Origin of the sequence: Pseudomonas donghuensis, assembly GCF_000696345.2 — a bacterium.
GTDB classification, from domain to species: domain Bacteria; phylum Pseudomonadota; class Gammaproteobacteria; order Pseudomonadales; family Pseudomonadaceae; genus Aquipseudomonas; species Aquipseudomonas donghuensis.
Window position 1 is genome coordinate 2,933,610 of sequence record NZ_CP071706.1, and the last position, 23,167, is coordinate 2,956,776.

General features: G+C 64.7%; 18 protein-coding genes. 14 read left to right on the forward strand and 4 right to left on the reverse strand.

All coding sequences use genetic code 11. The features are described from left to right. The first annotated feature begins 6 nt into the window (after positions 1-6). From BV82_RS13890 to BV82_RS13900, 3 genes are all read left to right on the forward strand, one after another. A complete protein-coding gene (locus BV82_RS13890) occupies positions 7-1,188 on the forward strand; it encodes a porin (protein WP_036995659.1) in 1,182 nt (393 codons plus the stop codon). 1,206 nt (positions 1,189-2,394) lie between these two features. Then, a complete protein-coding gene (gene nosP / locus BV82_RS13895; RefSeq protein ID WP_010220471.1) occupies positions 2,395-3,558 on the forward strand; it encodes a nitric oxide-sensing protein NosP in 1,164 nt (387 codons plus the stop codon). After that, the gene (locus BV82_RS13900; RefSeq protein ID WP_036995655.1) at positions 3,488-6,067 is read left to right on the forward strand and encodes a hybrid sensor histidine kinase/response regulator; all 2,580 of its coding nucleotides are present in this window, start codon (positions 3,488-3,490) and stop codon (positions 6,065-6,067) included. The genes nosP and BV82_RS13900 overlap by 71 nt, the downstream gene beginning before the upstream one ends. Here the strand turns inward: BV82_RS13900 and BV82_RS13905 are convergent. Together BV82_RS13905 and BV82_RS13910 are read right to left on the reverse strand one after the other, a co-directional pair. Next, a complete protein-coding gene (locus BV82_RS13905) occupies positions 6,045-7,052 on the reverse strand; it encodes an aldo/keto reductase (RefSeq protein ID WP_036995654.1) in 1,008 nt (335 codons plus the stop codon). The genes BV82_RS13900 and BV82_RS13905 overlap by 23 nt on opposite strands. A gap of 143 nt (positions 7,053-7,195) precedes the next feature. Next, on the reverse strand, positions 7,196-8,530 hold the full coding sequence (locus BV82_RS13910; protein WP_036995653.1) for an MFS transporter: 1,335 nt from the start codon (positions 8,528-8,530) through the stop codon (positions 7,196-7,198). A 161-nt stretch (positions 8,531-8,691) separates the two neighbouring features. Between BV82_RS13910 and BV82_RS13915 the strand changes: the two genes are divergently transcribed. Then, entirely contained in the window at positions 8,692-9,792 is a 1,101-nt protein-coding gene (locus BV82_RS13915) for a sugar diacid recognition domain-containing protein (protein ID WP_010220466.1), read from the forward strand. A gap of 110 nt (positions 9,793-9,902) precedes the next feature. Then, positions 9,903-11,066, forward strand: coding sequence for a glycerate kinase (locus BV82_RS13920; RefSeq protein ID WP_036995652.1), 1,164 nt, complete (start codon positions 9,903-9,905; stop codon positions 11,064-11,066). Between the two features lie 23 nt (positions 11,067-11,089). Here the strand turns inward: BV82_RS13920 and BV82_RS13925 are convergent, their stop codons facing one another. After that, the gene (locus BV82_RS13925) at positions 11,090-12,049 is read right to left on the reverse strand and encodes a site-specific integrase (protein ID WP_036995651.1); all 960 of its coding nucleotides are present in this window, start codon (positions 12,047-12,049) and stop codon (positions 11,090-11,092) included. 178 nt (positions 12,050-12,227) lie between these two features. On the opposite strand from BV82_RS13925, the gene BV82_RS13930 reads away from it, so the two are divergent. After that, positions 12,228-13,199, forward strand: a complete 972-nt coding sequence (locus BV82_RS13930; RefSeq protein WP_036995650.1) for a DNA-binding protein — start codon at positions 12,228-12,230, stop codon at positions 13,197-13,199. Here the strand turns inward: BV82_RS13930 and BV82_RS13935 are convergent. Then, positions 13,184-13,705, reverse strand: coding sequence for a GNAT family N-acetyltransferase (locus BV82_RS13935; protein WP_036995648.1), 522 nt, complete (start codon positions 13,703-13,705; stop codon positions 13,184-13,186). The two genes, BV82_RS13930 and BV82_RS13935, sit on opposite strands and share 16 nt — an antisense overlap. Positions 13,706-14,033: 328 nt before the next feature. Between BV82_RS13935 and BV82_RS13940 the strand changes: the two genes are divergently transcribed. From BV82_RS13940 to BV82_RS13975, 8 genes are all read left to right on the forward strand, one after another. Then, a complete protein-coding gene (locus BV82_RS13940; protein WP_036995647.1) occupies positions 14,034-15,350 on the forward strand; it encodes a flavin-containing monooxygenase in 1,317 nt (438 codons plus the stop codon). Further along, positions 15,350-15,760 carry a RidA family protein gene (locus BV82_RS13945; protein ID WP_003201555.1) on the forward strand — a complete coding sequence of 137 codons (411 nt, stop codon included), beginning with the start codon at positions 15,350-15,352 and terminating at the stop codon, positions 15,758-15,760. Before BV82_RS13940 ends, BV82_RS13945 begins: the two co-directional genes overlap by 1 nt. 10 nt (positions 15,761-15,770) lie before the next feature. Continuing rightward, entirely contained in the window at positions 15,771-16,445 is a 675-nt protein-coding gene (locus BV82_RS13950; RefSeq protein WP_036995646.1) for a DUF1028 domain-containing protein, read from the forward strand. Continuing rightward, positions 16,438-17,601 (forward strand): acetylornithine deacetylase, encoded by a 1,164-nt coding sequence (gene argE / locus BV82_RS13955; RefSeq protein WP_036995644.1) that lies wholly within the window; start codon positions 16,438-16,440, stop codon positions 17,599-17,601. The genes BV82_RS13950 and argE overlap by 8 nt, the downstream gene beginning before the upstream one ends. Before the next feature lie 16 nt (positions 17,602-17,617). Then, on the forward strand, positions 17,618-19,111 hold the full coding sequence (locus BV82_RS13960) for an aldehyde dehydrogenase (RefSeq protein ID WP_036995643.1): 1,494 nt from the start codon (positions 17,618-17,620) through the stop codon (positions 19,109-19,111). An 85-nt stretch (positions 19,112-19,196) separates the two neighbouring features. Further along, positions 19,197-20,636 carry an APC family permease gene (locus tag BV82_RS13965; protein WP_010220456.1) on the forward strand — a complete coding sequence of 480 codons (1,440 nt, stop codon included), beginning with the start codon at positions 19,197-19,199 and terminating at the stop codon, positions 20,634-20,636. Continuing rightward, a complete protein-coding gene (locus tag BV82_RS13970; protein ID WP_036995642.1) occupies positions 20,633-22,015 on the forward strand; it encodes an aspartate aminotransferase family protein in 1,383 nt (460 codons plus the stop codon). The genes BV82_RS13965 and BV82_RS13970 overlap by 4 nt, the downstream gene beginning before the upstream one ends. 54 nt (positions 22,016-22,069) lie before the next feature. After that, positions 22,070-23,110: an ABC transporter substrate-binding protein gene (locus BV82_RS13975; RefSeq protein WP_036995641.1), complete on the forward strand. Its 1,041-nt coding sequence runs from the start codon at positions 22,070-22,072 to the stop codon at positions 23,108-23,110. Positions 23,111-23,167: the final 57 nt, after the last annotated feature.

Consider the following 23,167-nt stretch of genomic DNA (forward strand, 5'->3'; position numbering starts at 1 on the left):
AGCGCCATGCACAACAATAACAATGCCAATCGCCGTTTCCTGCCCTTGCTGACCAGCCTTGTCGCCTTGAGTCTGAGCCCCTTGGCCGATGCCGAAATCATGCTCTACGACAAGGAGCAGACGACCTTTTCCACCGACGGCTATATCAACGCCTTCTACGTCAATAGCGACGTCGATCGGGCGGGGGAGCAGTACGACCGTCGACAGTCGCGGGTGAAAATGGGCTTTTTGCCCAACTACCTGGGCTTCAACATGACCCGCCAGGTGGATGACCTCAAGCTCGGTGGCCGCGCCTCGTTCTGGGTGACCATCAATGACAGCGAAACCAACGGCACCGACACCGCCATCGACGTGCGCCAGTTCTACGGCACCGTGGCCAACCCCGAGTGGGGCGAGGTGCTGATCGGCAAGGACTTCGGCCTGTTCGCCCGCTCCAACATCCTCCTCGATGAGCTGCTCGCAGGTTATGGCCAAGTCAGTGACACCCTGGGCCTGGTCGATGGCGGCGGCGTGTCGTTCGGCAACATCGGCAGTGGTTACCCGTACCCGTTCCCGACCTCGCAGATCACTTACCGCACACCGGTGATGGAAGGCCTGCGCATTGCCGTGGGGATCATGGACCCGGTCGATACCAACGACGACAGCGCGGTGGGCAAGGCCTACCAGGAAAACCCGCGTACCGAGAGCGAGATCACCTACCAGTTCGACCTGGGCGGGGTGCAGCTCTACAGCTGGCTCAACGGCACCTACCAGACCTCGGACAACACCGACAGCCGGGTTGATTCGGTCACCTCCAAAGGCCTGGGCTATGGCGTGCAGGCCAAGGTGGGTGGCTTTTCCCTGACCGGCTCGGGTTTTACCGCCAAGGGCATCAACCCGTTTTTCACCAACAACGCCGGTGAGGCCACGTTGCGTGAAGTCGACAGCAAGGGTTATTTGCTGCAGAGCTCGTACAAGGTCGGCAAGAACCGCGTGGCGCTGTCCTACGGCAAGACCAAGGATGACGGCAACGGCGCGGTGAACACCGGCGCCGATTATGAAACCCGCGGTATCGCGCTGTTTCATGACATCAACGACAACCTCAAGCTGGTGGCCGAGTACAACCAGTTCGAGATCGACGGGCATGAGGGCGATGCGCAGAACGAGGATACCGATACCTTTGCCGTGGGGGCGGTGCTGACCTGGTAAACACAAGACCTGGGAGCACTGCCAAACCTGTGGGAGCCGGACTTGCCGGCGATCTAGCGCGCAGCGGTCGCAATCCAGGCGCCGCGATATGTGCAAGCTGGACCGGCCTCATCGCTGGCAAGCCAGCTCCCACAGGTCTTGCACCGCCCCTGGGAGCACAGCCAATCCTGTGGGAGCCGGACTTGCCGGCGATCGAGCGCGCAGCGGTCGCAATCCAGGCGCCGCGTTATGTGCAAGCTGGACCGGCCTCATCGCTGGCAAGCCAGCTCCCACAGGTCTTGCACCGCCCCTGGGAGCACTGCCAATCCTGTGGGAGCCGGACTTGCCGGCGATCGAGCGCGCAGCGGTCGCAATCCAGGCGCCGCGTTATGTGCAAGCTGGACCGGCCTCATCGCTGGCAAGCCAGCTCCCACAGGTCTTGCACCGACCCTGGGGCCACTGCCAATCCTGTGGGAGCCGGACTTGCCGGCGATCGAGCGCGCAGCGGTCGCAATCCAGGCGCCGCGTTATGTGCAAGCTGGACCGGCCTCATCGCTGGCAAGCCAGCTCCCACAGGTCTTGCACCGACCCTGGGACCACTGCCAATCCTGTGGGAGCCGGGCTTGCCGGCGATCGAGCGCGCAGCGGTCGTAATCCAGGCGCCGCGTTATGTGCAAGCTGGACCGGCCTCATCGCTGGCAAGCCAGCTCCCACAGGTCTTGCACCGCCCCTGGGAGCACAGCCAATCCTGTGGGAGCCGGACTTGCCGGCGATCGAGCGCGAAGCGGTCGCAATCCAGGCGCCGCGTTATGTGCAAGCTGGACCGGCCTCATCGCTGGCAAGCCAGCTCCCACAGGTCTTGCACCGACCCTGGGAGCACTGCCAATCCTGTGGGAGCCGGACTTGCCGGCGATCGAGCGCGCAGCGGTCGCAATCCAGACGCCGCGTTATGTGCAAGCTGGACCGGCCTCATCGCTGGCAAGCCAGCTCCCACAGGTCTTGCACCGACCCTGGGAGCACTGCCAATCCTGTGGGAGCCGGACTTGCCGGCGATCGAGCGCGCAGCGGTCGTAATCCAGGCGCCGCGTTATGTGCATGGCAAGCCAGCTCCCACAGGTTCCGTTCTACAACCAATGCCACCCACACCCAGTACCCAAGTAGCATTCGGCCCGCTCCCGAGCCTCCATAAACTGCCTGCATCCATCAATGCCCACCCAGGAGGCAGCCATGCAGCAGTTTCAAGCCGAGGGGGTGATCAGTGCCGTGTCGCGGGCCAGCGCCGCCGAGCTCGCCGCCCAGGAGCTGGCCAGCCAGCTGCTGCACCCGCACCTGGGCTTCGTGCTGTTCTTCTGCTCCGCCGAGTACGATCTGCCGGCCCTGGCCCAGGCCCTGCAACAGAGCTTTGGCGGCATTCGCCTGGCCGGTTGCACCAGCGCCGGCGAACTGACCCCCGACGGCTATGGCCGGGGCTGCATCACCGCTCTGGGCTTCGATCACCGCCAGTTCTCGATTGCCGCCGGACTCATCGACGCCATGCCGGCGTTCAGCCTGATCCAGGCACAAGCCACGGTCGAGCGGCTGGTGGGCGAGTGCCGCAGCAATACCCTGGCACCGATCAAGGGCCACAGCTTTGCCCTGACCTTGCTCGACGGCCTGTCCAGCCGCGAGGAGATGGTCCTGGCGGCGCTCAGTGCGGCGCTGGGCGATATTCCGCATTTTGGCGGCTCGGCAGGCGATGACAATTACCTCAACCACACCCACGTCTATTTCGACGGTGCTTTTCGCAGCGGCGCCGCCGTGGTGTTGCTGGTCAATACCTGGCTGGACTTCGAGGTGTTCACCACCCATCACATCGAACCTCGCACGGAGAAACTGGTGGTCACCCGCGCCGACCGCAACCTGCGCCGGGTCTACGAGCTCAATGCCGAGCCTGCCGCGCTGGAATACGCGCAACTGATCGGTGTGCCGGTCAGCCAGATCAACCACCGTACCTTCGCCGCCCACCCGTTGGCGGTGCGCATCAACGAGCGCTACTACGTACGTGCCATTCAGCAGGTCCACGAGGACCTGAGCCTGAGCTTCTACTGCGCGGTAGAGAACGGCATCGTCCTCACCGCCATGCGTCCCGGCCCCTTGTTGCCCAACCTTGAAGGCCTGTTCGACGGGCTGCGTGAGCGCCTCGGGCCGCTGTTGCTGGCCATCGGCTGCGATTGCTTCCTACGCCGCCTGGAGCTGGAAGGCAGCGACAGCCTGGCCGAAGTCGGCAGTTTCCTGCGCCGCCAGCGGGTGCTGGGCTTTAACTCCTACGGAGAACAGTTCAATGGCATGCACATCAACCAGACCTTCACCGGCGTTGCCATCGGACGGCCCCGTGGCCAGCGACAGCAGTGACCTGCGCTTGGCCGAGCTGCAGCGGGCCAACCATAAGCTGCTGCGGATCAACGCCGCACTGATCGAACGCCTGGAGTCAGGGGCGGCGCGGCCGGACGATTCCTATGCGGCGTTTCAGCATTCGGTGGTGCTGGCCGAACAGGTGCGTGAACGCACCGATGCCCTGAACCAGACCCTGGTCGAACTCAAGGCCAGCAACCACCTGCTCAGCGATGCGCGCTTGCGCGCCGAGACCGCTCACCAGTACCTGGTCGATGCCATCGAGAGTATTTCCGACGCTTTCGTGCTGTTCGATCCGGACTTGCGCATCGTGCTGTTCAACAGCCGCTTCAAGGCGTTCTGGGCAGGCAGCCGTATCCGCATCATCAGCGGCATGCGCCTGGCCGAGGTCAAGCGCCTGATGCACAGCAGCGGCCTGTTCAGCGAAGAGCAACGCGGCGCCAATGACGATCACCTGCTGTACCGATTGCAAGGCGGACGCTGGCTGCAGGTCAGCGAGCGGGCGACCCGCGACGGCGGGCGGGTGATGCTGTTCACCGATATCACCGAGGTCAAGCACAGCGAAACCCGGCGCCGTGAGCAGGCGGTGGCGCAGAAATCCTATTTGCTGCAACGGGCGGTCGACAACCTTTCCCAGGGCGTGGCCATGGTCAATGCCGATGGCGTACTGGAACTGTGGAACCGGCGCTTTCTCGAGCTCAGCGGCCTGGCGCCAATCGCTGCGCACCGCAGTTTTGCCGAGGTGATCGCCGACAGCGAATTGGCCCTGCTGACCCCGGCCAGTCGCGACGGCAATGGCCGCTGCGTGCATGAACGGGAACAACGCCTGTTCGATGGCCGCATGCTCGAGATCCGCACCCACCCGCTGCCCACCGGCGGCTTCGTCAACACCTTCACCGACATCACCGAGCGTTACCAGCACGCGCAAGCGCTGAGCGAAAGCGAGCGCTGGATCCGCCTGATCACCGACCATGTTCCGGCCTTGATCGCTTACCTCAATGCCGAGCTGGTCTACGAGTTCACCAACAAGGTGTACGAGCAGTGGTACTGCTGGCCGCCGGGGGTGATGCTTGGGCAGAGCCTGCGCGAGGTGCACAGCCCGGAGCACTATCAGCGCCTGGAGGGCTACATCCAGCGGGCCCTGGCCGGCGAAAGCGTGACGTTCGAATGCGCCGAAACCCATGTCAACGGCCAGGAACGCTACATGCTGCGCTCCTACGTGCCCAATCGCCTGGCCAATGGCGAGGTGGTCGGGATCTTCGTGCTGATCCGCGACATTACCGAGCGCCGGCGCACCGCCGAGGCCTTGCACCAGGCTTACCAGAACCTCGAAGTGCGAGTGCGTGAACGCACCGCCGAACTGAGCAAGGCTAAACAGGAGGCCGAGCAGGCCAACCTGTCGAAGACCAAGTTTCTCGCCGCCGTCAGCCATGACCTGCTGCAACCCTTGAACGCCGCGCGGCTGTTCACCAGCGCTTTGCTCGAACAAAGCAGCGCCAACCCGGCGCTGGTGCGCAACGTCAGCAACTCGCTGGATGATGTCGAGAACCTGCTGGGCACCCTGGTGGACATCTCCAAGCTCGATGCCGGGGTGATCAAGGCAGACCTTGCGACTTTCGCGGTCAGTGACCTGCTCGACAACCTCGCCGCCGAATATGCCCATGCCGCCGCCAGTGAGGGCCTGCGCCTGGACTACGTGCCGTGCCGCCTGAGCGTGCACAGCGATATCCAGTTGTTGGCGCGGATCCTGCGCAACCTGCTCAGCAATGCCATTCGCTATACCCCGCGTGGACGCGTGCTGCTTGGTTGCCGGCGTCGTGGCGCGACGCTGTGGATCGAAGTCTGGGACACCGGCATCGGTATCGCCGAGGACCGCCGTGAGGAAGTCTTCCAGGAGTTCAAGCGTGGTGATATCCAGCGTCCGGACCAGGATCGCGGATTGGGGCTTGGCCTGGCGATCGTCGACAAAATCGCCGGGATTCTCGGTCATCGCCTGCAGTTGCGTTCAGTGCCCGGCAAGGGCTCGGTGTTTGCCATTGGCGTACCGCAAAGCCAACGGGCACCGCAAAGAGCGGTGGAGCCTGACCTCAGTGAGCCGCTGCGCGAACGCCTGGAGGGTGCACGCATCTGGGTGCTGGATAACGACGCGGCGATCTGTGCGGGGATGCGCACCTTGCTGGAGCAGTGGGGGTGCGAGGTGGTAACTGCCTTGAGCGAACAGGACCTGGCGCGTCAGGTGGCGACCGACCGCGCCGACGCCGACCTGTTGATCGCCGACTATCACCTGGACAACGGCCGCAATGGCGTCGATGCGGTGGCGGCGATCAACGCCCAACGGCGTGTGCCGCTGGCCGCGTTGATGATCACCGCCAACTACAGCAACGAGCTCAAGCAGCAAGTGCGCGAGCAGGGCCACACCCTGATGCACAAGCCGGTGCGGCCGATGAGGCTCAAGGCTGCCATCAGCCACCTGCTCGGCAGCGAACTTAGCGCGCCAGGCGCCCGCTGACGAAGTGCGCGGCATCGTTGTAGCCGTGGGTCGAGGCGTGGCCCGGAGTGACCAGCGAATCGATGAAGGCTTCGTCTTCAGCCGTGATCTTCACCGCCAGGGCGCCGCTGTAGGTGTCCCACTGGGCTTCGGTGCGCGGGCCGACAATGGCCGAGCTGATCAGCTGGTTGTTGAGCACCCAGGCAATCGCGAACTCGACCATGCCGATGCCCTTGGCCTGGGTATAGGCCTGGATCTTCTGGGCGATTTCCAGCGATTCGGGCCGCCATTCGGTCTCCAGGATGCGCTTGTCCTGGCGCCCGGCGCGGCTGTTGGCATCGGGGTTGGAATTGGGGCTGTACTTGCCGCTGAGCACGCCACGGGCCAACGGGCTGAACGGCACGATGCCCAGGCCATGGTAAGCGGCGGCGGTGAGCTGCTCGGGCTCGGCCTGGCGGTTGACGATGTTGTACAGCGGCTGGCTGACCACAGGCTTGGCCACGCCCAGGCGCTCGGCCAGGTTACAGATTTCGGCGATGCGCCAGCCACGGAAGTTGGACACGCCCCAGTGGCGGATCTTGCCCTGGCGCAGCAGGTCGCCGATGGCGCTGACGCTGACCTCCAGCGGGGTGCTATGGTCTTCGCGGTGCAGGTAATAGATGTCTAGGTAATCGGTGCCCAGCCGGGTCAGGCTGGCGTCGATGGCATTGAAAATATGCTTGCGGTTCAGGCCGCTGCGGTTGGGCAGGCCCTCGGCGGGGCCGAAACCGACCTTGGAGGCGAGGATCCAGCCCTGGCGGTTGCGGGCGATGGCCTCGCCGACGATTTCTTCGCTACGCCCGGCGTTGTACACGTCGGCGGTATCGATGAAGTTGATGCCCTGGTCCCAGGCCTTGTCGATGATACGCAGCGAGTCTTCGGTGCTGGTCGGCTCGCCGAACATCATGCTGCCCAGGGTCAGCGCTGACACCTGCAGGCCGCTGTGGCCCAGAGGACGGTAGATCATGATCGAAAGTCCCTTCGCGGTTGGAATTCGATCTGTTTTACACAGTTCGCCGAGGGATTAAAAGCATCGCTGGCAAGCCAGCTCCCACATCACCGGAACCTGTGGGAGCTGGCTTGCCAGCGATAGCAGCGCCGCGCAGTTGATCAGTTCGCCGGCTCAGCCACCGTCCCGGAAGCCCGCACCCGCGAAACCCGCAACGCCACCAGGCTGCCAAACACAATCAACCCCGCCAGCGAATACAGCGCGGCATCGGTGGAGCCGGTCTGGTCCTTGATGAACCCGACCAGGTAGGGGCTGAGAAAGCCGGCCATCTGCCCGACCGAGTTGATGATCGCCAGGCCCGCCACGGCAGTGCCGGCGCTGAGCAGGGCGGTCGGCATCGGCCAGAACATCGGCAGGCCGGTGAGGGCGCCCATGGTGGCGATGCTCAAGCCGATAATGGCGATCACCGGGCTGTGAGCGAAGTTCACTGCGATCAGCAGCCCCAGTGCCCCCATCAGCATCGGCACCACCAAATGCCAGCGCCGCTCGTTGCGCAGGTCTGCCGAACGTCCGACCAGCAGCATGAACACCCCGGCCAGCAGGTAGGGGATCGCACTCAGCCAGCCGATCAGCAAGGCATCACTGAAGCCCAGGTTCTTGATGATCGACGGCAGCCAGAAGTTGATCGCGTAGACGCCGCTCTGGATGCAGAAGTAGACGAAACCGAAGGTCCAGATCAGCGGATTGGCGAACACCGACAGCAGGCTGTCGCTGCTCGTCACCGGCTTGCTGGCGGCATCGGCCTTGAGGTCGGCCTCGATCATCTGGCGCTCGGCCGGGCTCAGCCACGTAGCTTTGGCGTAGCCATCGCTGAGCAGGAAAATCGCCAGAAAGCCCAGCAGCACGGTGGGCAGGCCCTGGATCAGGAACATCCACTGCCAGCCGGCCAGGCCATGCTGGCCGGCGGCGAAGTGATTGAGAATCCAGCCCGAGAACGGCCCGCCGAGCAGCCCGGATACCGGGATCGCCGACATGAACAGGGCCATGATCCGCCCGCGACGGGCCGCCGGGAACCAGCGCGAAAGGTACAGCACGATGCCGGGGAAGAAGCCCGCTTCGGCAGCGCCGGTAAACAGGCGCAGCACATAGAACTCCATCGGCGTGGTGACGAACAGCAGGCAGGTCGACAGCGTGCCCCAGGCGATCATCATCAGCGCGATCCAGCGCCGTGGGCCGAAGCGATTGAGTGCCAGGTTGCTGGGCAGGCCGCACAGTACGTAGCCGATGAAGAAGATCCCGGCACCCAGGCCGTAGATGGTTTCGCTGAACGTGAGTGCATCGAGCATCTGCAGCTTGGCGAAGCCGACGTTGACCCGGTCCAGATAGTTGAACAGGTAGCAGATGAAGATGAACGGAATCAGCCGCAGGGTAATGCGCCGATACAGCGCATTGCGGGTGACGTCTTGGCCTTGGTCAGGGGCAGGGCTGTATGACATGATTCTCTCTCTGTTGTTATGTTTATCGCCGCAACCTGCGTCAAGGCGGCTGCTGCGACGAGTCTCGGTGAGCGGGCCGTGGCTGTCTTTGTGCTTTTGCACAGCATTTCGCCTGGCCTGCTGTGCCCCGGACCAATCATTGCGACAACAAGGATCCTCCCATGTTCGAACTGGACCATGACCTGGCACAAGACATCGTCGAGCGGGCGATGGCGATCCTGCCGTGCAACGTCAACGTCATGGACAGCCAGGGCCTGATCCTGGGCAGCGGCGAACCGGAGCGCATCAACACCCGCCATGAGGGTGCGCAGCTGGTGTTGGCCAACGGCCGTATCGTCGAGCTCGACGTGGACGCGGCCAAGTGCCTGAAGGGCGTGCAGCCCGGGGTCAACCTGCCGCTGTTTCTCGACGGGCGGCTGATCGGCGTACTTGGCCTGACCGGTGATCCGCAGCAGTTGCGTACCTATGGCGAGTTGGTGCGCATGACCGCCGAAATGCTCCTGGCCCAGCGTCATCTGCAGGTCGAGCAACAGTGGCGGCGGCAACGTTGTGATGACTTGCTGGCCTTGTTGCTGGGAGGCTCTGGCGACTCGCCGCGCTTGGTCGATGAAGCCCGGCAGCTCGGGCTCAAGCCGCAGTTGCCGCGCATTCCCTGCCTGTTCGAACTGGATGCCGGGCCTCCCGCTGAAGCGCTGGCCAGCTGGTTGATGAGCCGCTATCCAGACAGCTGGTGCGTCAGCCCGGCACGCCAATCGCTGTTATGGTGCCGGCCCGCCAGCGTCGCCCTGGATGAGTTGAAATTGCTTGAGCGGCTGCAGCGTCACGGCTGGCAGGTCCAGCGCCTGGCCGCTGGGACGGCGACGCAAAGCCTGGAGCAATTGCGCCGCGGCTACCGCCGGGTGCGTGATCTGCTGGCCTATGGGCGTGAGGTGCTGCCGGCGGAGCGCGTGCTGACCCTGAGCCGCTATCGGCTGCCGGCCCTGCTGTGGCGCCACCGCAACGATGACGCCCTGGACGAAGTGCTCGAACCGCTGCAGCGCATCCGCGCCAAGGACAACAGCGGCCAGTTGCTGGCCACCCTGCGCGCCTGGTGCGCCCATGATGGCCAGAGCCAGGCCTGTGCCGACGCCCTGGGCATTCACCGCAACAGCCTGCGCTACCGCCTGGAACGCATCGCCGAGCTGAGCGAGGTCGACCCGTTGCGGCTGGAAGGGATGCTCAGCTTGTACCTGGGCTTGCAGTTGCTGCCGGCCGGTAGCTGACACCGGCTTTGGCCAAGTGCCAAACAAAGCGCGGCGGTTTTTGTGCATTCGACCGACGCCCGATGAAGGCCCAGCTGTCAGCATGCAGGCATCTGGATCAGGAGACCCCCATGAAAATCGTCATCGCCCCCGACTCGTTCAAGGACAGCCTCAGCGCTGAAGGTGTGGCTGCGGCCATTGCCGCAGGTATTGCCCAGGTATTGCCGCAGGCGCAACTGGTCCAGTGCCCGATGGCCGACGGCGGTGAGGGCAGCATGGAGGCCATCGTTGCCGCCTGTGCTGGCGAGTTGCGCAGCCTGCAGGTGCGCGGGCCGCTGGGTGAGCCGGTGGAGGCGGGCTGGGGCTGGCTGGCCGAGAGCCACACGGCGATCATCGAAATGGCCACCGCCAGCGGCTTGCAACTGCTTCGCCTCGATCAGCGCGATGCGTGCCGCAGCAGCACCTTCGGCACCGGTCAGCTGATCAGCGCGGCACTGGATGCCGGTGCCCGGCGGATCATCCTGGCCATCGGCGGCAGTGCGACCAATGACGCCGGCAGCGGCATGCTGCGTGCGCTGGGGCTGCGGTTGTTCGATGCTGATCATCAGCCGCTGGCCGACGGCGGCCTGGCCTTGGCTCGGCTTGCCCGTATCGACGCCAGCGCGCTGGACTCGCGTCTGGCTGATGTACAGTTGGAAGTCGCCGCGGACGTTGACAACCCGCTGTGTGGCAGCAATGGCGCGTCAGCGATTTTCGGCCCGCAAAAGGGCGCAAGCCCCGAGCAGGTAGAAGCCCTGGACCATGCCCTTGGGCACTTTGCCGATCACTGCGCACAACTGCTGGGCACCGACGTGCGGGATTTTCCCGGATGTGGCGCGGCCGGCGGCATGGGCTTTGCCGCCAAGGCGTTCATGCAGGCCGCCTTCCGCCCGGGGATCGAGGTCGTGGCGGAACTGGCCGGGCTGGAGGCGGCGGTGCAGGGGGCTGACCTGGTGATTACCGGCGAAGGCCGTTTCGACGCGCAAACCCTGCGCGGCAAGACGCCGTTCGGCGTGGCCCGGGTGGCGCGGCGCCACGCCGTGCCGGTGGTGGTGATCGCCGGCACGCTGGGGGATGGCTACGAACAGCTGTACGCCCACGGCATCGACGCCGCATTTGCCTTGACCAGCGGGCCGATGACCCTGGAGGCGGCCTGTGCCAATGCACCAGCCTTGCTCCAGGCGCGGGCCCGCGACATTGCCCGCCTGTGGAATTGCGCCCGCAAGACCTGTGCGAGCGGACTTGACCCGCGATGAGGCCAGCACCTTCACTCTCTGTTTTAAGCCTGATCCGTCAGTAGCCCAGCGGTGCTGCCACCTTCGAGCAGCGCCAGCTCGCCAAACGACACCGAGGCATCGATATAGCGCAGCGCCGACTTGGCATCCTTCCAGCCGACATAGCTCATCAGCGCCTTGAGCTCCCAGCCATTGCTGCTGGCCCAGGTGGCAAACCCGCGGCGTAGCGAGTGACCGGTATATAAAGCTGCCGGAACACCTGCGCGCTCAAGGATGCGTCGCAGCAAAGCGATCAAGCTGTTGCTGTTGAGGGCCTGTTCGCCGAGGTTGCCCCAGCGGTCGAGCTTGCGAAACACCGGCCCGTGGGCAATGCCCGCCACTTCGATCCACTGCAGGTAAGCCTGCACCGGGCACAGGACCTTGAGCGCCGGTGCCCGGTGCCGCACGCCGAGCGCCTGGCGGTCGCCCTTGCTGCGCGGCAGGAAGATCGTCATGCCGACGCCCGCCTGCGCCTGGATATGCTCGACCTGCAGGCGCGCCAGTTCATCACCGCGAAATCCTCGCCAGAAACCGATCAACAGCAAGGCCTTGTCACGGCTGGCGCGCAGTAGCGCAGGCAAATCGTGCCGGGCGCGGGCCTGGGTCGCTTCGCCTTCCAGCACCGCAACCGCGGTTTGCAGATGCTGTATGAGCAGCGGTGTGGCTTGCCTGGGCTCTGCCGGATGCAGGGTGCGAATGCCCTTGAGCATCTGCCGCACCAGCGGTGCCTTGGTCGGGTCGGGAAACCCCTGGCTGACATGCCATTGGCCCAGCGCTGCCAGGCGCTGCTTGAGGGTGCTGATCGAATGGCTCTGGGCGTGGTCGGCCAGGTAGCGGGCGATGCTGTCTGCGGTGGCCGGCAAAAAACCGCCCCAGCTCACTTCGAAGTGCTCCACCGCCGCCTGATAGCTGCGCCGGGTGTTGTCGCGCACCGCCGCCTGCAGATAGCGCTCGATCGTATTCATCGCCTGGTTCCTCGCCTGTCGTACCGCCCGGGCACTTTTACTCGGCATTTTAGCGCCTTAGATGCGATAAGCCGTGATTATTTTATCTCAGTAGCAGGTTCATCAGGCACAAAATCAGGCGATGAGATAGTATGTAAATACATGGTACGTATCACAGTACGAAATCGTAGGAGCTGACATGGCCCGTGGCGGCATCAACCAGGCATTAGTGCACAAGGCGCGGCAAGCATTGCTGGCCCGTGGCGAGCATCCAAGTATCGATGCGGTACGTATCGAACTGGGCAATACCGGCTCGAAAACCACCATTCACCGTTACCTGAAAGCGCTGGAGAGCCTGCAGCCCGCCGTGCCTGCCAGTACGCCAAACCTCAGTGGCACGCTGGCGACATTGGTCGAGCAACTGGCTGAACAGTTGCGGGAGGAGGGCGAGGCGCGCATCGAGCAAGCCCGTAGCGCGTTTGAACAACAGCGCCAGACGTTGCTCGCGCAAGTACAGATCAGCCAGCAGGCGTTGGCCGCATTGCAACAGCAGCACGACATCCAGGCGGCGGCACTGGCCGGCGAGTCAGAAGCCTTGGCCACCGCCCGCAGCACCCTGCAAAGCGAGCAGACGCGTAACGCCACCCTCAACCAGGCCGTCGGCGAGCTGAACCTGCGTCTGGCGGACAAGGACGAGCAGATCCGCTCGCTGGAAGACAAGCACCAGCATGCCCGCGATGCCCTTGAGCATTACCGCAACGCCAGCCGCGAGCAGCGTGATCAGGATCAGCGCCGTCATGAGGCCCAGGTGCAGTTGCTGCAGGTGGAAGTGCGCCAGTTGCAGCAGACCCTGATCGTCAAACAGGACGAGCTGACCCGGCTGAACCGCGACAACGAAGGCTTGCTGGTGCAGATCCGCACCCTCAAGGAGGCCCAGCGTGGCTTCAAGACCCAGAGCGAGCGTCAGCAGGCGCAGATCCAGGGCTTGGAGGTAAAGCTTGCGCAGCTCAGCGGATCACGTGACGAACTGGAGAAACAGAACAAGGACCTGGCCTTGAGCCTGGCCGAACGGGTCTCGGAGCTGCGCCGCCAGTTGCAGCTGATTGGCAAGCAGGAAGCGCAACTGCGCCAGGCTGAACGCGCCGGCGAGCAGGCTCAGGGCAAGGGCTGAAGATCAAGGCGCATGGCGCAGCGCCCGGTCAGCCCCTGCAACTGTTCACGTGTCAATTGCTGGTGCAGGGCCGGGCTGAGTTGCTGTTCGGTCAGTAGCGCGAAACCCAGGCGGGCATAGAAGGGCGCGTTCCAGGGCACCTGGGCGAACGTGGTCAGGGTCAGGCCCTGAAAGTCGTGTTCGCGGGCCCACTGGCAGGCGGTGTTGATCAGCCTGCGACCATGGCCCTGACCCTGGACGTGCTGGGCAACCGACAGTTCATGAACGAACAGGTCGGCACCCGACGGCGTGGCGCAGAGAAACCCCTGGGGTTGATCGTGTGGGTCTACCAGCACCCATTCATGGCCCTGATCGATAAAGGCCAGGTGCTCAGCCGTGCTCATGACCGGCCCCTGGGCAATCCATTCAAGGCCGTGATGATGGATAAAGGATTGCGCCGCCGAACGCTCGACGGCGGGCAGCAGGGGGGCGTCTTCGACGCGGGCCAGGCGAATGTTCAGGGGCATGATGGCAACTGTGCAGGGTAAAGCTGCAGTGTCGTCAATCGTCGGCCGATCCGCAACAGGTGGGCCTTTTGGCACTTTTGGACTAACGCCAGAAACGTACTAGCGACCGCTTCGCGCTCGATCGCTGGCAAGCCAGCTCCCACAGGAGTTGTGGTGTGCAACATCCCTGTGGGGGCTGGCTTGCCAGCGATGGGCTGCAAAGCAGCCCCAGTTTTTTACTCTCTAACAACCACAAAAATCATAATTTCGCGTTTTCCCGCGCGCTCCCAGAATGCGCCCTACACCCTCCCACGGCTACCCGCGTGGGACAACTCAGTAGGGCGCAGACATGACAACCCATAAAACCAAGATCGATACGCTTGTAGTTGGTGCCGGGCAAGCCGGTGTGGCCATGAGTGAACACCTGAGCCGCCTGGGCGTGCCGCACCTGGTGCTGGAACGCAAGCGCATTGCCGAAGCCTGGCGCACCGGCCGCTGGGATTCGCTGGTGGCCAACGGCCCGGCCTGGCACGACCGCTTCCCGGGCCTGGAATTCGAGGGCCTGGACCCGGATGCCTTCGCCGGCAAGGACCAGGTTGCCGATTACTTCGAAGCCTACGCCCGTAAGTTCAACGCGCCGATCCGCACCGGCGTCGATGTCACCCAGGTCGTGCGCAACAGCGATCGCCCGGGGTTCACCGTGCAAACCAGCGACGGGGTGATCGAAGCCCAGCAGGTGGTGGTCGCCACCGGCCCGTTCCAGCGCCCGGTGATCCCGCCGATTGCCGCGCAACAGTCGAGCGTGCTGCAGATCCACTCGGCCGCGTACCGCAACCCGCAGCAGCTGCCTGAAGGGGCGGTGCTGGTGGTCGGTGCCGGCTCCTCGGGGGTGCAGATCGCCGATGAACTGCAACGCGCCGGCAAGCAGGTGTACCTCTCGGTCGGTGCCCACGACCGGCCGCCACGGGCCTACCGCAACCGTGATTTCTGCTGGTGGCTGGGCGTGCTCGGCGAGTGGGATGCCGAGACCATGCAACCGGGCAAGGAGCACGTGACCATCGCCGTCAGCGGTGCGCGCGGCGGCCATACGGTCGATTTTCGCAGGCTGGCGCAGCAGGGCATGACCCTGGTCGGCCTGACCAAGGGCTTTGACAATGGCGTGGTCAGTTTCGAGGCGAACCTGGCCGAGAACATCGCCCGCGGTGACGAAAACTACCTGGCGCTGCTCGATGCCGCCGACGCCTATATCGCCCGCAATGGCCTCGACCTGCCGCAAGAGCCGCAAGCGCGGGAGATTCTCCCCGACCCGCAGTGCCTGACCCAGCCGATTCTCGAACTCGACCTGGCCAAGGCCGGCGTCAGCACCATCATCTGGGCCACCGGCTATTCGGTGGACTACAGCTGGTTGCAGGTCGACGCCTTCAAAGACAACGGCAAGCCCCGCCACCAGCGCGGCGTGTCCAGCGAGCCGGGGGTCTATTTCGTCGGCCTGCCATGGCTGTCGCGGCGCGGCTCGGCGTTTATCTGGGGCGTGTGGCACGACGCCAAGCACATCGCCGAGCACATTGCCAAGCAACGCACCTACCTCAATTACCGCGACGCCGCGCAACGCCAAGCCGAGCGCGAAGCGTCCAGCCAACCTGCCAGCCTGATCGGAGCCCGTTGATGCCTACTCATACCCGTATTCGCATGTTCAACACCAAAGACACCTACCCCAACCAGACCCTGGACAACGACCTGTGCCAGGCCGTGCGTGCCGGCAACACCGTGTATGTGCGGGGCCAGGTGGGCACCGACTTCAATGGCCAATTGGTCGGCCTCGGTGATCCACGGGCCCAGGCCGAGCAGGCCATGCGCAACGTCAAGCAGTTGCTGGAGGAGGCCGGTAGCGACCTCAGTCATATCGTCAAGACCACCACCTACCTGATCGACCCGCGCTACCGCGAGCCGGTGTACCAGGAGGTCGGCAAATGGCTCAAGGGCGTGTTTCCGATCTCCACGGGCCTGGTGGTCAGCGCCCTCGGCCAGCCGCAGTGGCTGATGGAAATCGACGTGATTGCGGTCATCCCCGAATAAGGAGCGTGCCATGACCTTTTCCATCGTTGGTCGCTGCGCCGACACCGGCCAACTGGGCATTGCCATCAGCTCATCGAGCATCGCCGTCGGCGCCCGCTGCCCGTGGCTGCGCAGCGGCGTCGGTGCGGTGTCGAGCCAGAACATCACCTTGCCGGCCCTCGGCCCGCAGATACTCGACGGCCTCGATGAAGGCCTGGCGCCGCACCAGGCCCTGGACCGGGCCTTGACCCGCAACGGTTACAGCCAATACCGCCAGGTGGCGGTGATCGATGCCCAGGGGCGCACGGCGCTGTTCAGCGGCAACCATGCGCTGGGCATCCACAATGCCGTGGCCGGTGAGCAATGCGTGGCGGCGGGCAACCTGCTGGCCAACAGCGCGGTGATCGAGCGCATGGTCGAGGTTTTCGAGAACAGCGAGGGCTGCTTGGCCGCCCGCTTGCTCAGCGCGCTGCAGGCCAGCCAGGACGCCGGCGGCGAAGCCGGGGCGGTGCATTCGGCGGCGCTGTCGGTGGTCGGCGAGCTGCTCTGGCCGATCGTCGACCTGCGCGTGGACTGGGCCGAGGAAAACCCCATTGGCGAGCTAAACAAACTCTGGACCGCTTACCAGCCGCAGTTGCAGGACTACCTGACCCGCGCCCTCAACCCGACCCTGGCGCCGAGCTACGGAGTGCCGGGCGATGAGTGAGCTGCGCAGCCGTGCCTTGTTGGCCAGGCTGATCGGCTTTGCCACGGTCAGTCGCGATTCGAACCTGGCCTTGATCGAGTTCGTCCGCGACTACCTGCACGGCCTGGGGGTGAGCTGCGAGCTGATCTACAACGACGAACGGACCAAGGCCAACCTGCTGGCCAGCATCGGCCCGGCAGTGGCGGGCGGGGTGGTGCTGTCGGGGCATACCGACGTAGTGCCGGTGGACGGCCAGGCGTGGACGGTCGAGCCGTTCAGCCTCACCGAGCGCGACGGCAAGCTGTACGGCCGTGGCACCGCCGACATGAAAGTCTACCTGGCTTCGGTGCTGGCGGCGGTGCCGCTGTTTCTGCAACGCCCCCTGCGCCGGCCAGTGCACCTGGCGTTCTCCTATGACGAGGAGCTCGGCTGCCTGGGCGTGCGCAGCCTGCTGGAGCTGTTGCCCCGGCGTATCGCGCAACCGGCGCTGTGCCTGATCGGCGAGCCCACCGAGCTCAAGCCAGTGCTCGGCCACAAGGGCAAGTTGGCCATGCGCTGCCACGTACACGGTGCGCCGTGTCATTCGGCCTATGCGCCGTATGGCGTCAACGCCATCGAGCAGGCGGCGCGCTTGATCGGCCGCCTGGGCGACATCGGCCAGCGCCTGGCGGCGCCGGAGCATCACGATGCGCGCTTCGACCCGGCGTTCTCCACCGTGCAGGTTGGGGTGATCCACGGCGGCACGGCGCTGAACATCGTCCCGGCCACTTGCCGCTTCGACTTTGAGGTACGCGCCTTGCCGGCCTTCGAGCCGCAGGCGGTGGTGGACGAGCTGCAACGTTATGCGCAGCAAACACTGCTGCCGGCCATGCAAGCGGTCAAGGCCGACACGGCGATTCGCTTCGAGCCGCTGTCCGCTTACCCGGGCCTGGCCACCGCGCCTGAGAGCGCGGCGGCGCAACTGGTTGCGCAGCTGTGCGGCAGCGACGCCTTCAGCACCGTGGCCTTTGGCACCGAAGGCGGCTTGTTCGACCAGGCCGGGATCCCGGCCGTGGTGTGCGGGCCGGGCAGCATGGACCAGGGCCACAAGCCGGATGAATTCGTCAGCGTCGAACAGATGGCGGCCTGTGACCGCCTGATGGACCGCTTGGCCGAATACCTCTCCAACAACGGATAACAATAAGGAGTCTGCGGTGAAAAACTGCAACGAGTGGACAACCCTGGCGCAACAGCAGCGCCTGATCGACAGCGCGTTTATCGACGGCGAGGCCTGTCAAGCGCGCAGCGGGGCGCGATTCGATGTCATCAACCCGGCCACCGGCAAGTTACTGGCCCAGGTTGCAGCCTGCGGCCAGGTCGAGGTCGACCAGGCCGTGCACAGTGCTCGCCAGGCGTTCGAGCAAGGCTCCTGGGCGAAGAGGGCACCGACCGAGCGCAAGGCCGTGCTGCTGCGCCTGGCGCAATTGATGCTCGAACACCGCGATGAGCTGGCATTGCTCGACTCGCTGAGCATGGGCAAGCCGGTGATGGATGCCTGGAACATCGACGTGCCGGGCGCCGCCCATGTGTTTGCCTGGTACGGCGAAAGCCTCGACAAACTCTACGATCAGGTGGCGCCGACCGCCAGCAATGCCCTGGCGACCATCACCCGCGTGCCGCTGGGGGTGATCGGCGCCGTGGTGCCGTGGAACTTCCCGCTGGACATGGCCGCCTGGAAGCTTGCCCCGGCATTGGCCGCGGGCAATAGCGTGGTGCTCAAACCGGCCGAGCAATCGCCGTTCTCGGCGCTGCGCCTGGCCGAGCTGGCGATTGAAGCGGGCATTCCCAGGGGCGTGCTCAACGTCGTGCCGGGCCTGGGCGAGGAGGCTGGTCGCGCTCTGGGCCTGCACATGGACGTCGATGCCCTGGCGTTCACCGGCTCCACCGAGGTCGGCAAGTACTTCATGCAGTACGCCGCGCAGTCGAACCTCAAGCAGGTGTGGCTCGAATGCGGTGGCAAGAGCCCGAACCTGGTGTTTGCCGACTGCCAGGACCTGGACCTGGCGGCCGAGAAAGCCGCGTTCGGGATCTTCTTCAACCAGGGCGAAGTCTGCTCGGCCAATTCGCGCCTGCTGGTGCAGCGCTCGATCGCCGATGCGTTCATTGCGCGTCTGATCGACAAGGCGCGCCAGTGGCAGCCGGGCAATCCGCTGAACCCGGCGAGCCGCGCCGGGGCCATCGTCGACAGCCGCCAGGCGCAGCGGATCATGCATTACATCGAGCAGGCCCAGGCCGAGGGCGCGCAGCTGGTGTGTGGTGGTCGGCAGTTGAGTTTCGACGGCTCCAGCAACTTCATCGAGCCGACGATCTTTACCGGCGTAACCGCTGAAATGACCCTGGCCCGCGAAGAGGTCTTCGGCCCGGTGCTGGCGGTCAGCGTGTTCGATGACGAAGACCAGGCAGTGGCCATGGCCAATGACCATATCTATGGCTTGGCGGCTTCGCTGTGGACCGACGACCTTAACCGCGCCCACCGCGTCGCCCGGCGGTTGAATGCCGGGACGGTGTCGGTCAATACCGTCGATGCCCTGGATGTGACCGTGCCCTTTGGCGGCGGCAAGCAGTCGGGTTTTGGCCGCGACCTGTCACTGCATTCGTTCGACAAGTACACGCAGCTTAAAACCACCTGGATTCAGCTGCGTGGCTGAGGGCCTGTGGGAGCTGGCTTGCCAGCGATGAGGCCAGCACAGGCAACAACTCTGTTCTTCCAATAACAACAACTCGGAGCAACCGATGAACAGCAATGCAAGCGTGCAAACCGGCGCCCTGGCGCCGCCTGCAAGTCGCAAGAAACTCGGCCTCACTGCGCTGTTGGCGGTGGCTATCGGCCTGGTGGTGTCCCAGGGCGTCATGGTGCTGATGCTGCAAGGCGTCGGCATCGCCGGCCTGGGCTTTATCGTGCCCCTGGGCCTGGCCTATCTGCTGGCCCTGAGCTACGCCTGTTCGTTCTCGGAGCTGGCACTGATGATCCCCCGTGCCGGCAGCCTGAGCAGCTACACCGAAGTCGCCATCGGTCAGTTCCCGGCGATCCTGGCGACCTTCTCCGGCTATGTGGTGGTGGCGATGTTCGCCCTGTCGGCCGAGCTGTTGCTGATGGAGTTCATCATCGACAAGGTCTACCCGCACGCCATGCCGCCCTTGACCGTGGCCCTCGGGGTGCTGGCGCTGTTCACCGTGCTCAACCTGTTCAACATCGACATCTTCGCCCGCCTGCAAACGGTGCTGGCGGTGGTGATGACCGTGGTGTTGCTGGTGATGGGCCTGAGCGCGATGAACAGCGATATCGTCGCGCCCAACCCGGCGTTGTTCGACAGTGCCCACTGGAACCCGCTGGGCCTGGGGGTGATCGCCCTGACGGCGATGGCGGTGTGGGGCTTTGTCGGCGCCGAGTTCGTCTGCCCACTGGTAGAAGAAACCCGCCGTCCGGAGCGCAACATACCGGGGTCGATGATGCTCGGCCTGACCATCATCTTCGTGATCATCAGCCTGTACGGCCTGGGTGCCTTGCTCACCGTGCCGCAGGCGGAACTGGCCAGCAACGGCCTGCCGCACTACTTGTTCGCCACCACGGTGTTCGGTGAGGCCGGCAAGGTGTTCCTGGTCACCGCCGCGATTACCGCCACCTGCAGCACCCTCAACAGCTCGCTGGCGGCGATCCCGCGCATGCTCTTGGGCATGGCCCGCAACGGCCAGGCCTTCGGCGTGTTCAAGCGCCAGGGCAAGCGCACCGGTGCGCCCTGGGTGGCAGTGCTGTTCATCGCTGCGGTCACCGGCCTGCCGTTGCTGCTGATGCACGACCATGCCGATGCGATCAACCAGCTGCTGTTGTCCGCCGCCCTGGCCTGGTTGCTGGCCTACATCATCACCCACATCAACGTCATCGCCCTGCGCCGGCGTTACCCGCAGGTGGCGCGGCCGTTCCGCACGCCGTTCTACCCGTTGCCGCAGCTGTTCGGTATCGCCGGCATGCTGTTTGCGATCTGGAACGTCTCGCCGAGCCCGGACATGACCTTTTCGATTTTTGCCTACGCAGGCCTGGTGCTGCTGATCGTCTCGATCATCGCCGTGCTGTGGATCAAGGGTGTGATGGGCAAGCCGCTGTTCAAGCCCGAGCCGCTGGAAAGCGTGCTGGGCACTCAACACGATAAAAACCCGCAAGGAGACTCGCAATGACCGCTCAAGAGAAACCTGTCCGTAGCACCGGTGATTACCAGGCAGCGGACGCCGCGCACCACATTCATGCCTTTCTTGACCAGAAGGCACTGAACGCCGAAGGCCCACGGGTGATCGTCCGTGGCCAAGGCCTGGCGTTGTGGGACAACGACGGCAAACGCTACCTGGACGGCATGTCGGGGCTGTGGTGCACCAACCTCGGCTATGGCCGCAAGGACCTGGCCGCGGCCGCCAGCCAGCAGCTTGAGCAACTGCCGTACTACAACATGTTCTTCCACACCACCCACCCGGCGGTGGTCGAGCTGTCCGAGCTGCTGTTCAGCCTGTTGCCGGCGCACTACAGCCACGCGATCTACACCAACTCCGGCTCCGAAGCCAACGAGGTGCTGATCCGTACCGTGCGCCGCTACTGGCAGATCCTCGGCCAGCCGCAGAAGAAGATCATGATCGGCCGCTGGAACGGCTACCACGGCTCGACCCTGGGCGCCACGGCGCTGGGCGGGATGAAGTTCATGCACGACATGGGCGGGGTGATCCCCGATGTTGCACACATCGACGAGCCGTACTGGTTCGCCCACGAAGGCGACCTGACCCCGGCCGAATTCGGCCTGCGCGCGGCGCGCCAGCTGGAAGAAAAGATCCTCGAACTGGGTGCCGAGAACGTTGCTGCCTTCGTTGCCGAGCCGTTCCAGGGCGCTGGCGGCATGATCTTCCCGCCCGAAAGCTACTGGCCGGAAATCCAGCGCATCTGCCGTCAATACGACGTGCTGCTGTGCGCCGATGAGGTGATCGGTGGCTTTGGCCGGACCGGCGAGTGGTTCGCCCACCAGCACTTTGGTTTCGAGCCCGACACCCTGTCGATCGCCAAGGGCCTGACCAGCGGCTACATCCCCATGGGCGGCCTGATCCTCTCCAAGCGCATGGCGCAAGTGCTGGTGGAGCAGGGCGGGGTGTTCGCCCACGGCCTGACCTATTCCGGCCACCCGGTGGCGGCGGCGGTGGCGATTGCCAACCTCAAGGCCTTGCGCGACGAGGGCATCGTCAGCCGGGTCAAGCAGCAGACCGGCCCGTACCTGCAGCGCTGCCTGCGTGAGGTGTTCGGCAACCACCCATTGATCGGCGAGGTGCAGGGCACCGGCCTGGTTGCCGCCTTGCAGTTCGCCGAAGACAAGGCCAGCCGCAAGCGCTTCGCCAACGAAAACGACATGGCCTGGCGTTGCCGCACCCTCGGCTTTGAAGAAGGCCTGATCATCCGCTCGACCCTGGGCCGAATGATCATGGCCCCGGCCCTGGTGGCCAGCCACGCCGACATCGATGAACTGGTCGACAAGACCCGTACCGCCGTAGACCGTACCGCCCGCGAATTCGGTCGCCTGTAAGCCCACAAGCGGCCGGCGCGTGCGGGCGCGTCGGCCTATTAGAGGAACCGCTTCATGTCCAGATCCTTGCGTTGCTGTGTTCCCTTTGCCCTGGTTTTGCTGTGCAGCGCCGTGTCGGCTGCGCCGCAGAACCTCACCGTCATCTCTTTTGGCGGTGCCACCAAGCAGGCCCAGGACAAGGCCTACTTCCAACCTTTCAACGCCAGCGGTGCAGGACGCGTGGTTGCCGGCGAGTACAACGGTGAGCTGTCGAAGATCAAGGCCATGGTCGATGTCGGCCATACCAGCTGGGATGTGGTCGAAGTCGAAAGCCCGGAGCTGCTGCGCGGCTGCGACGAGGGCCTGTTCGAACGCCTCGATCCGGCGCGCTTCGGCGACCCGGCGCAGTTCGTGCCGGGCACCCTGAGTGAATGCGGGGTGGCCACCTATGTGTGGTCGATGGTCATGGCCTACGACAACGGCAAGCTGGCCAGGGCGCCGAGCTCCTGGGCGGACTTCTGGAACGTTGCCGACTTCCCTGGCAAGCGCGGCTTGCGCAAGGGCGCCAAGTACACCCTGGAAATCGCCTTGCTCGCCGACGGCGTCAAGCCCGAGCAGTTGTATCAAGTGCTCGGCACCGCCGAGGGCGTCAGCCGCGCCTTTGCCAAGCTGGACCAGATCAAAGGCAATATCCAGTGGTGGGAAGCCGGCGCGCAACCAGCGCAGTGGCTGATCGCCGGTGACGTGGTCATGAGCGCGGCCTACAACGGCCGGATCGCCTCGGCGCAGAAGGAGGGCATGAAGCTCAGCATCGTCTGGCCGCAGAGCCTGTACGACCCGGAGTACTGGGCGGTGGTCAAGGGCACGCCGAACAAAGCGTTGGCCGAGGATTTCATTGCCTTTGCCAGCCAGCCACAGACCCAGAAGGTGTTCTCCGAGCAGATCCCTTACGGGCCGGTACACCGCGAGGCCTTGAAGCTGTTGCCGGCGACTGTCCAGCAGCAGTTGCCGACCGCAGAAGCCAACCTGGCCGGGGCGCGGGCGGTGGATGCCGAGTTCTGGGTGGACCATGGCGAGGAGCTGGAGCAGCGTTTCAACGCCTGGGCGACGCGCTGAGTTCATCGCGGGGCAAGCCCGCTCCCACAGATAATGTGGGAGCGGGCTTGCCCCGCG

Coding starts and splice junctions, on each gene's coding strand:
- BV82_RS13890 (WP_036995659.1), top strand. CDS start 7: ATGCACAACAATAACAATGCCAATCGCCGTTTCCTGCCCTTGCTGACC.
- nosP (WP_010220471.1), top strand. CDS start 2,395: ATGCAGCAGTTTCAAGCCGAGGGGGTGATCAGTGCCGTGTCGCGGGCC.
- BV82_RS13900 (WP_036995655.1), top strand. CDS start 3,488: ATGGCATGCACATCAACCAGACCTTCACCGGCGTTGCCATCGGACGGC.
- BV82_RS13905 (WP_036995654.1), bottom strand. CDS start 7,052: ATGATCTACCGTCCTCTGGGCCACAGCGGCCTGCAGGTGTCAGCGCTG.
- BV82_RS13910 (WP_036995653.1), bottom strand. CDS start 8,530: ATGTCATACAGCCCTGCCCCTGACCAAGGCCAAGACGTCACCCGCAAT.
- BV82_RS13915 (WP_010220466.1), top strand. CDS start 8,692: ATGTTCGAACTGGACCATGACCTGGCACAAGACATCGTCGAGCGGGCG.
- BV82_RS13920 (WP_036995652.1), top strand. CDS start 9,903: ATGAAAATCGTCATCGCCCCCGACTCGTTCAAGGACAGCCTCAGCGCT.
- BV82_RS13925 (WP_036995651.1), bottom strand. CDS start 12,049: ATGAATACGATCGAGCGCTATCTGCAGGCGGCGGTGCGCGACAACACC.
- BV82_RS13930 (WP_036995650.1), top strand. CDS start 12,228: ATGGCCCGTGGCGGCATCAACCAGGCATTAGTGCACAAGGCGCGGCAA.
- BV82_RS13935 (WP_036995648.1), bottom strand. CDS start 13,705: ATGCCCCTGAACATTCGCCTGGCCCGCGTCGAAGACGCCCCCCTGCTG.
- BV82_RS13940 (WP_036995647.1), top strand. CDS start 14,034: ATGACAACCCATAAAACCAAGATCGATACGCTTGTAGTTGGTGCCGGG.
- BV82_RS13945 (WP_003201555.1), top strand. CDS start 15,350: ATGCCTACTCATACCCGTATTCGCATGTTCAACACCAAAGACACCTAC.
- BV82_RS13950 (WP_036995646.1), top strand. CDS start 15,771: ATGACCTTTTCCATCGTTGGTCGCTGCGCCGACACCGGCCAACTGGGC.
- argE (WP_036995644.1), top strand. CDS start 16,438: ATGAGTGAGCTGCGCAGCCGTGCCTTGTTGGCCAGGCTGATCGGCTTT.
- BV82_RS13965 (WP_010220456.1), top strand. CDS start 19,197: ATGAACAGCAATGCAAGCGTGCAAACCGGCGCCCTGGCGCCGCCTGCA.
- BV82_RS13970 (WP_036995642.1), top strand. CDS start 20,633: ATGACCGCTCAAGAGAAACCTGTCCGTAGCACCGGTGATTACCAGGCA.
- BV82_RS13975 (WP_036995641.1), top strand. CDS start 22,070: ATGTCCAGATCCTTGCGTTGCTGTGTTCCCTTTGCCCTGGTTTTGCTG.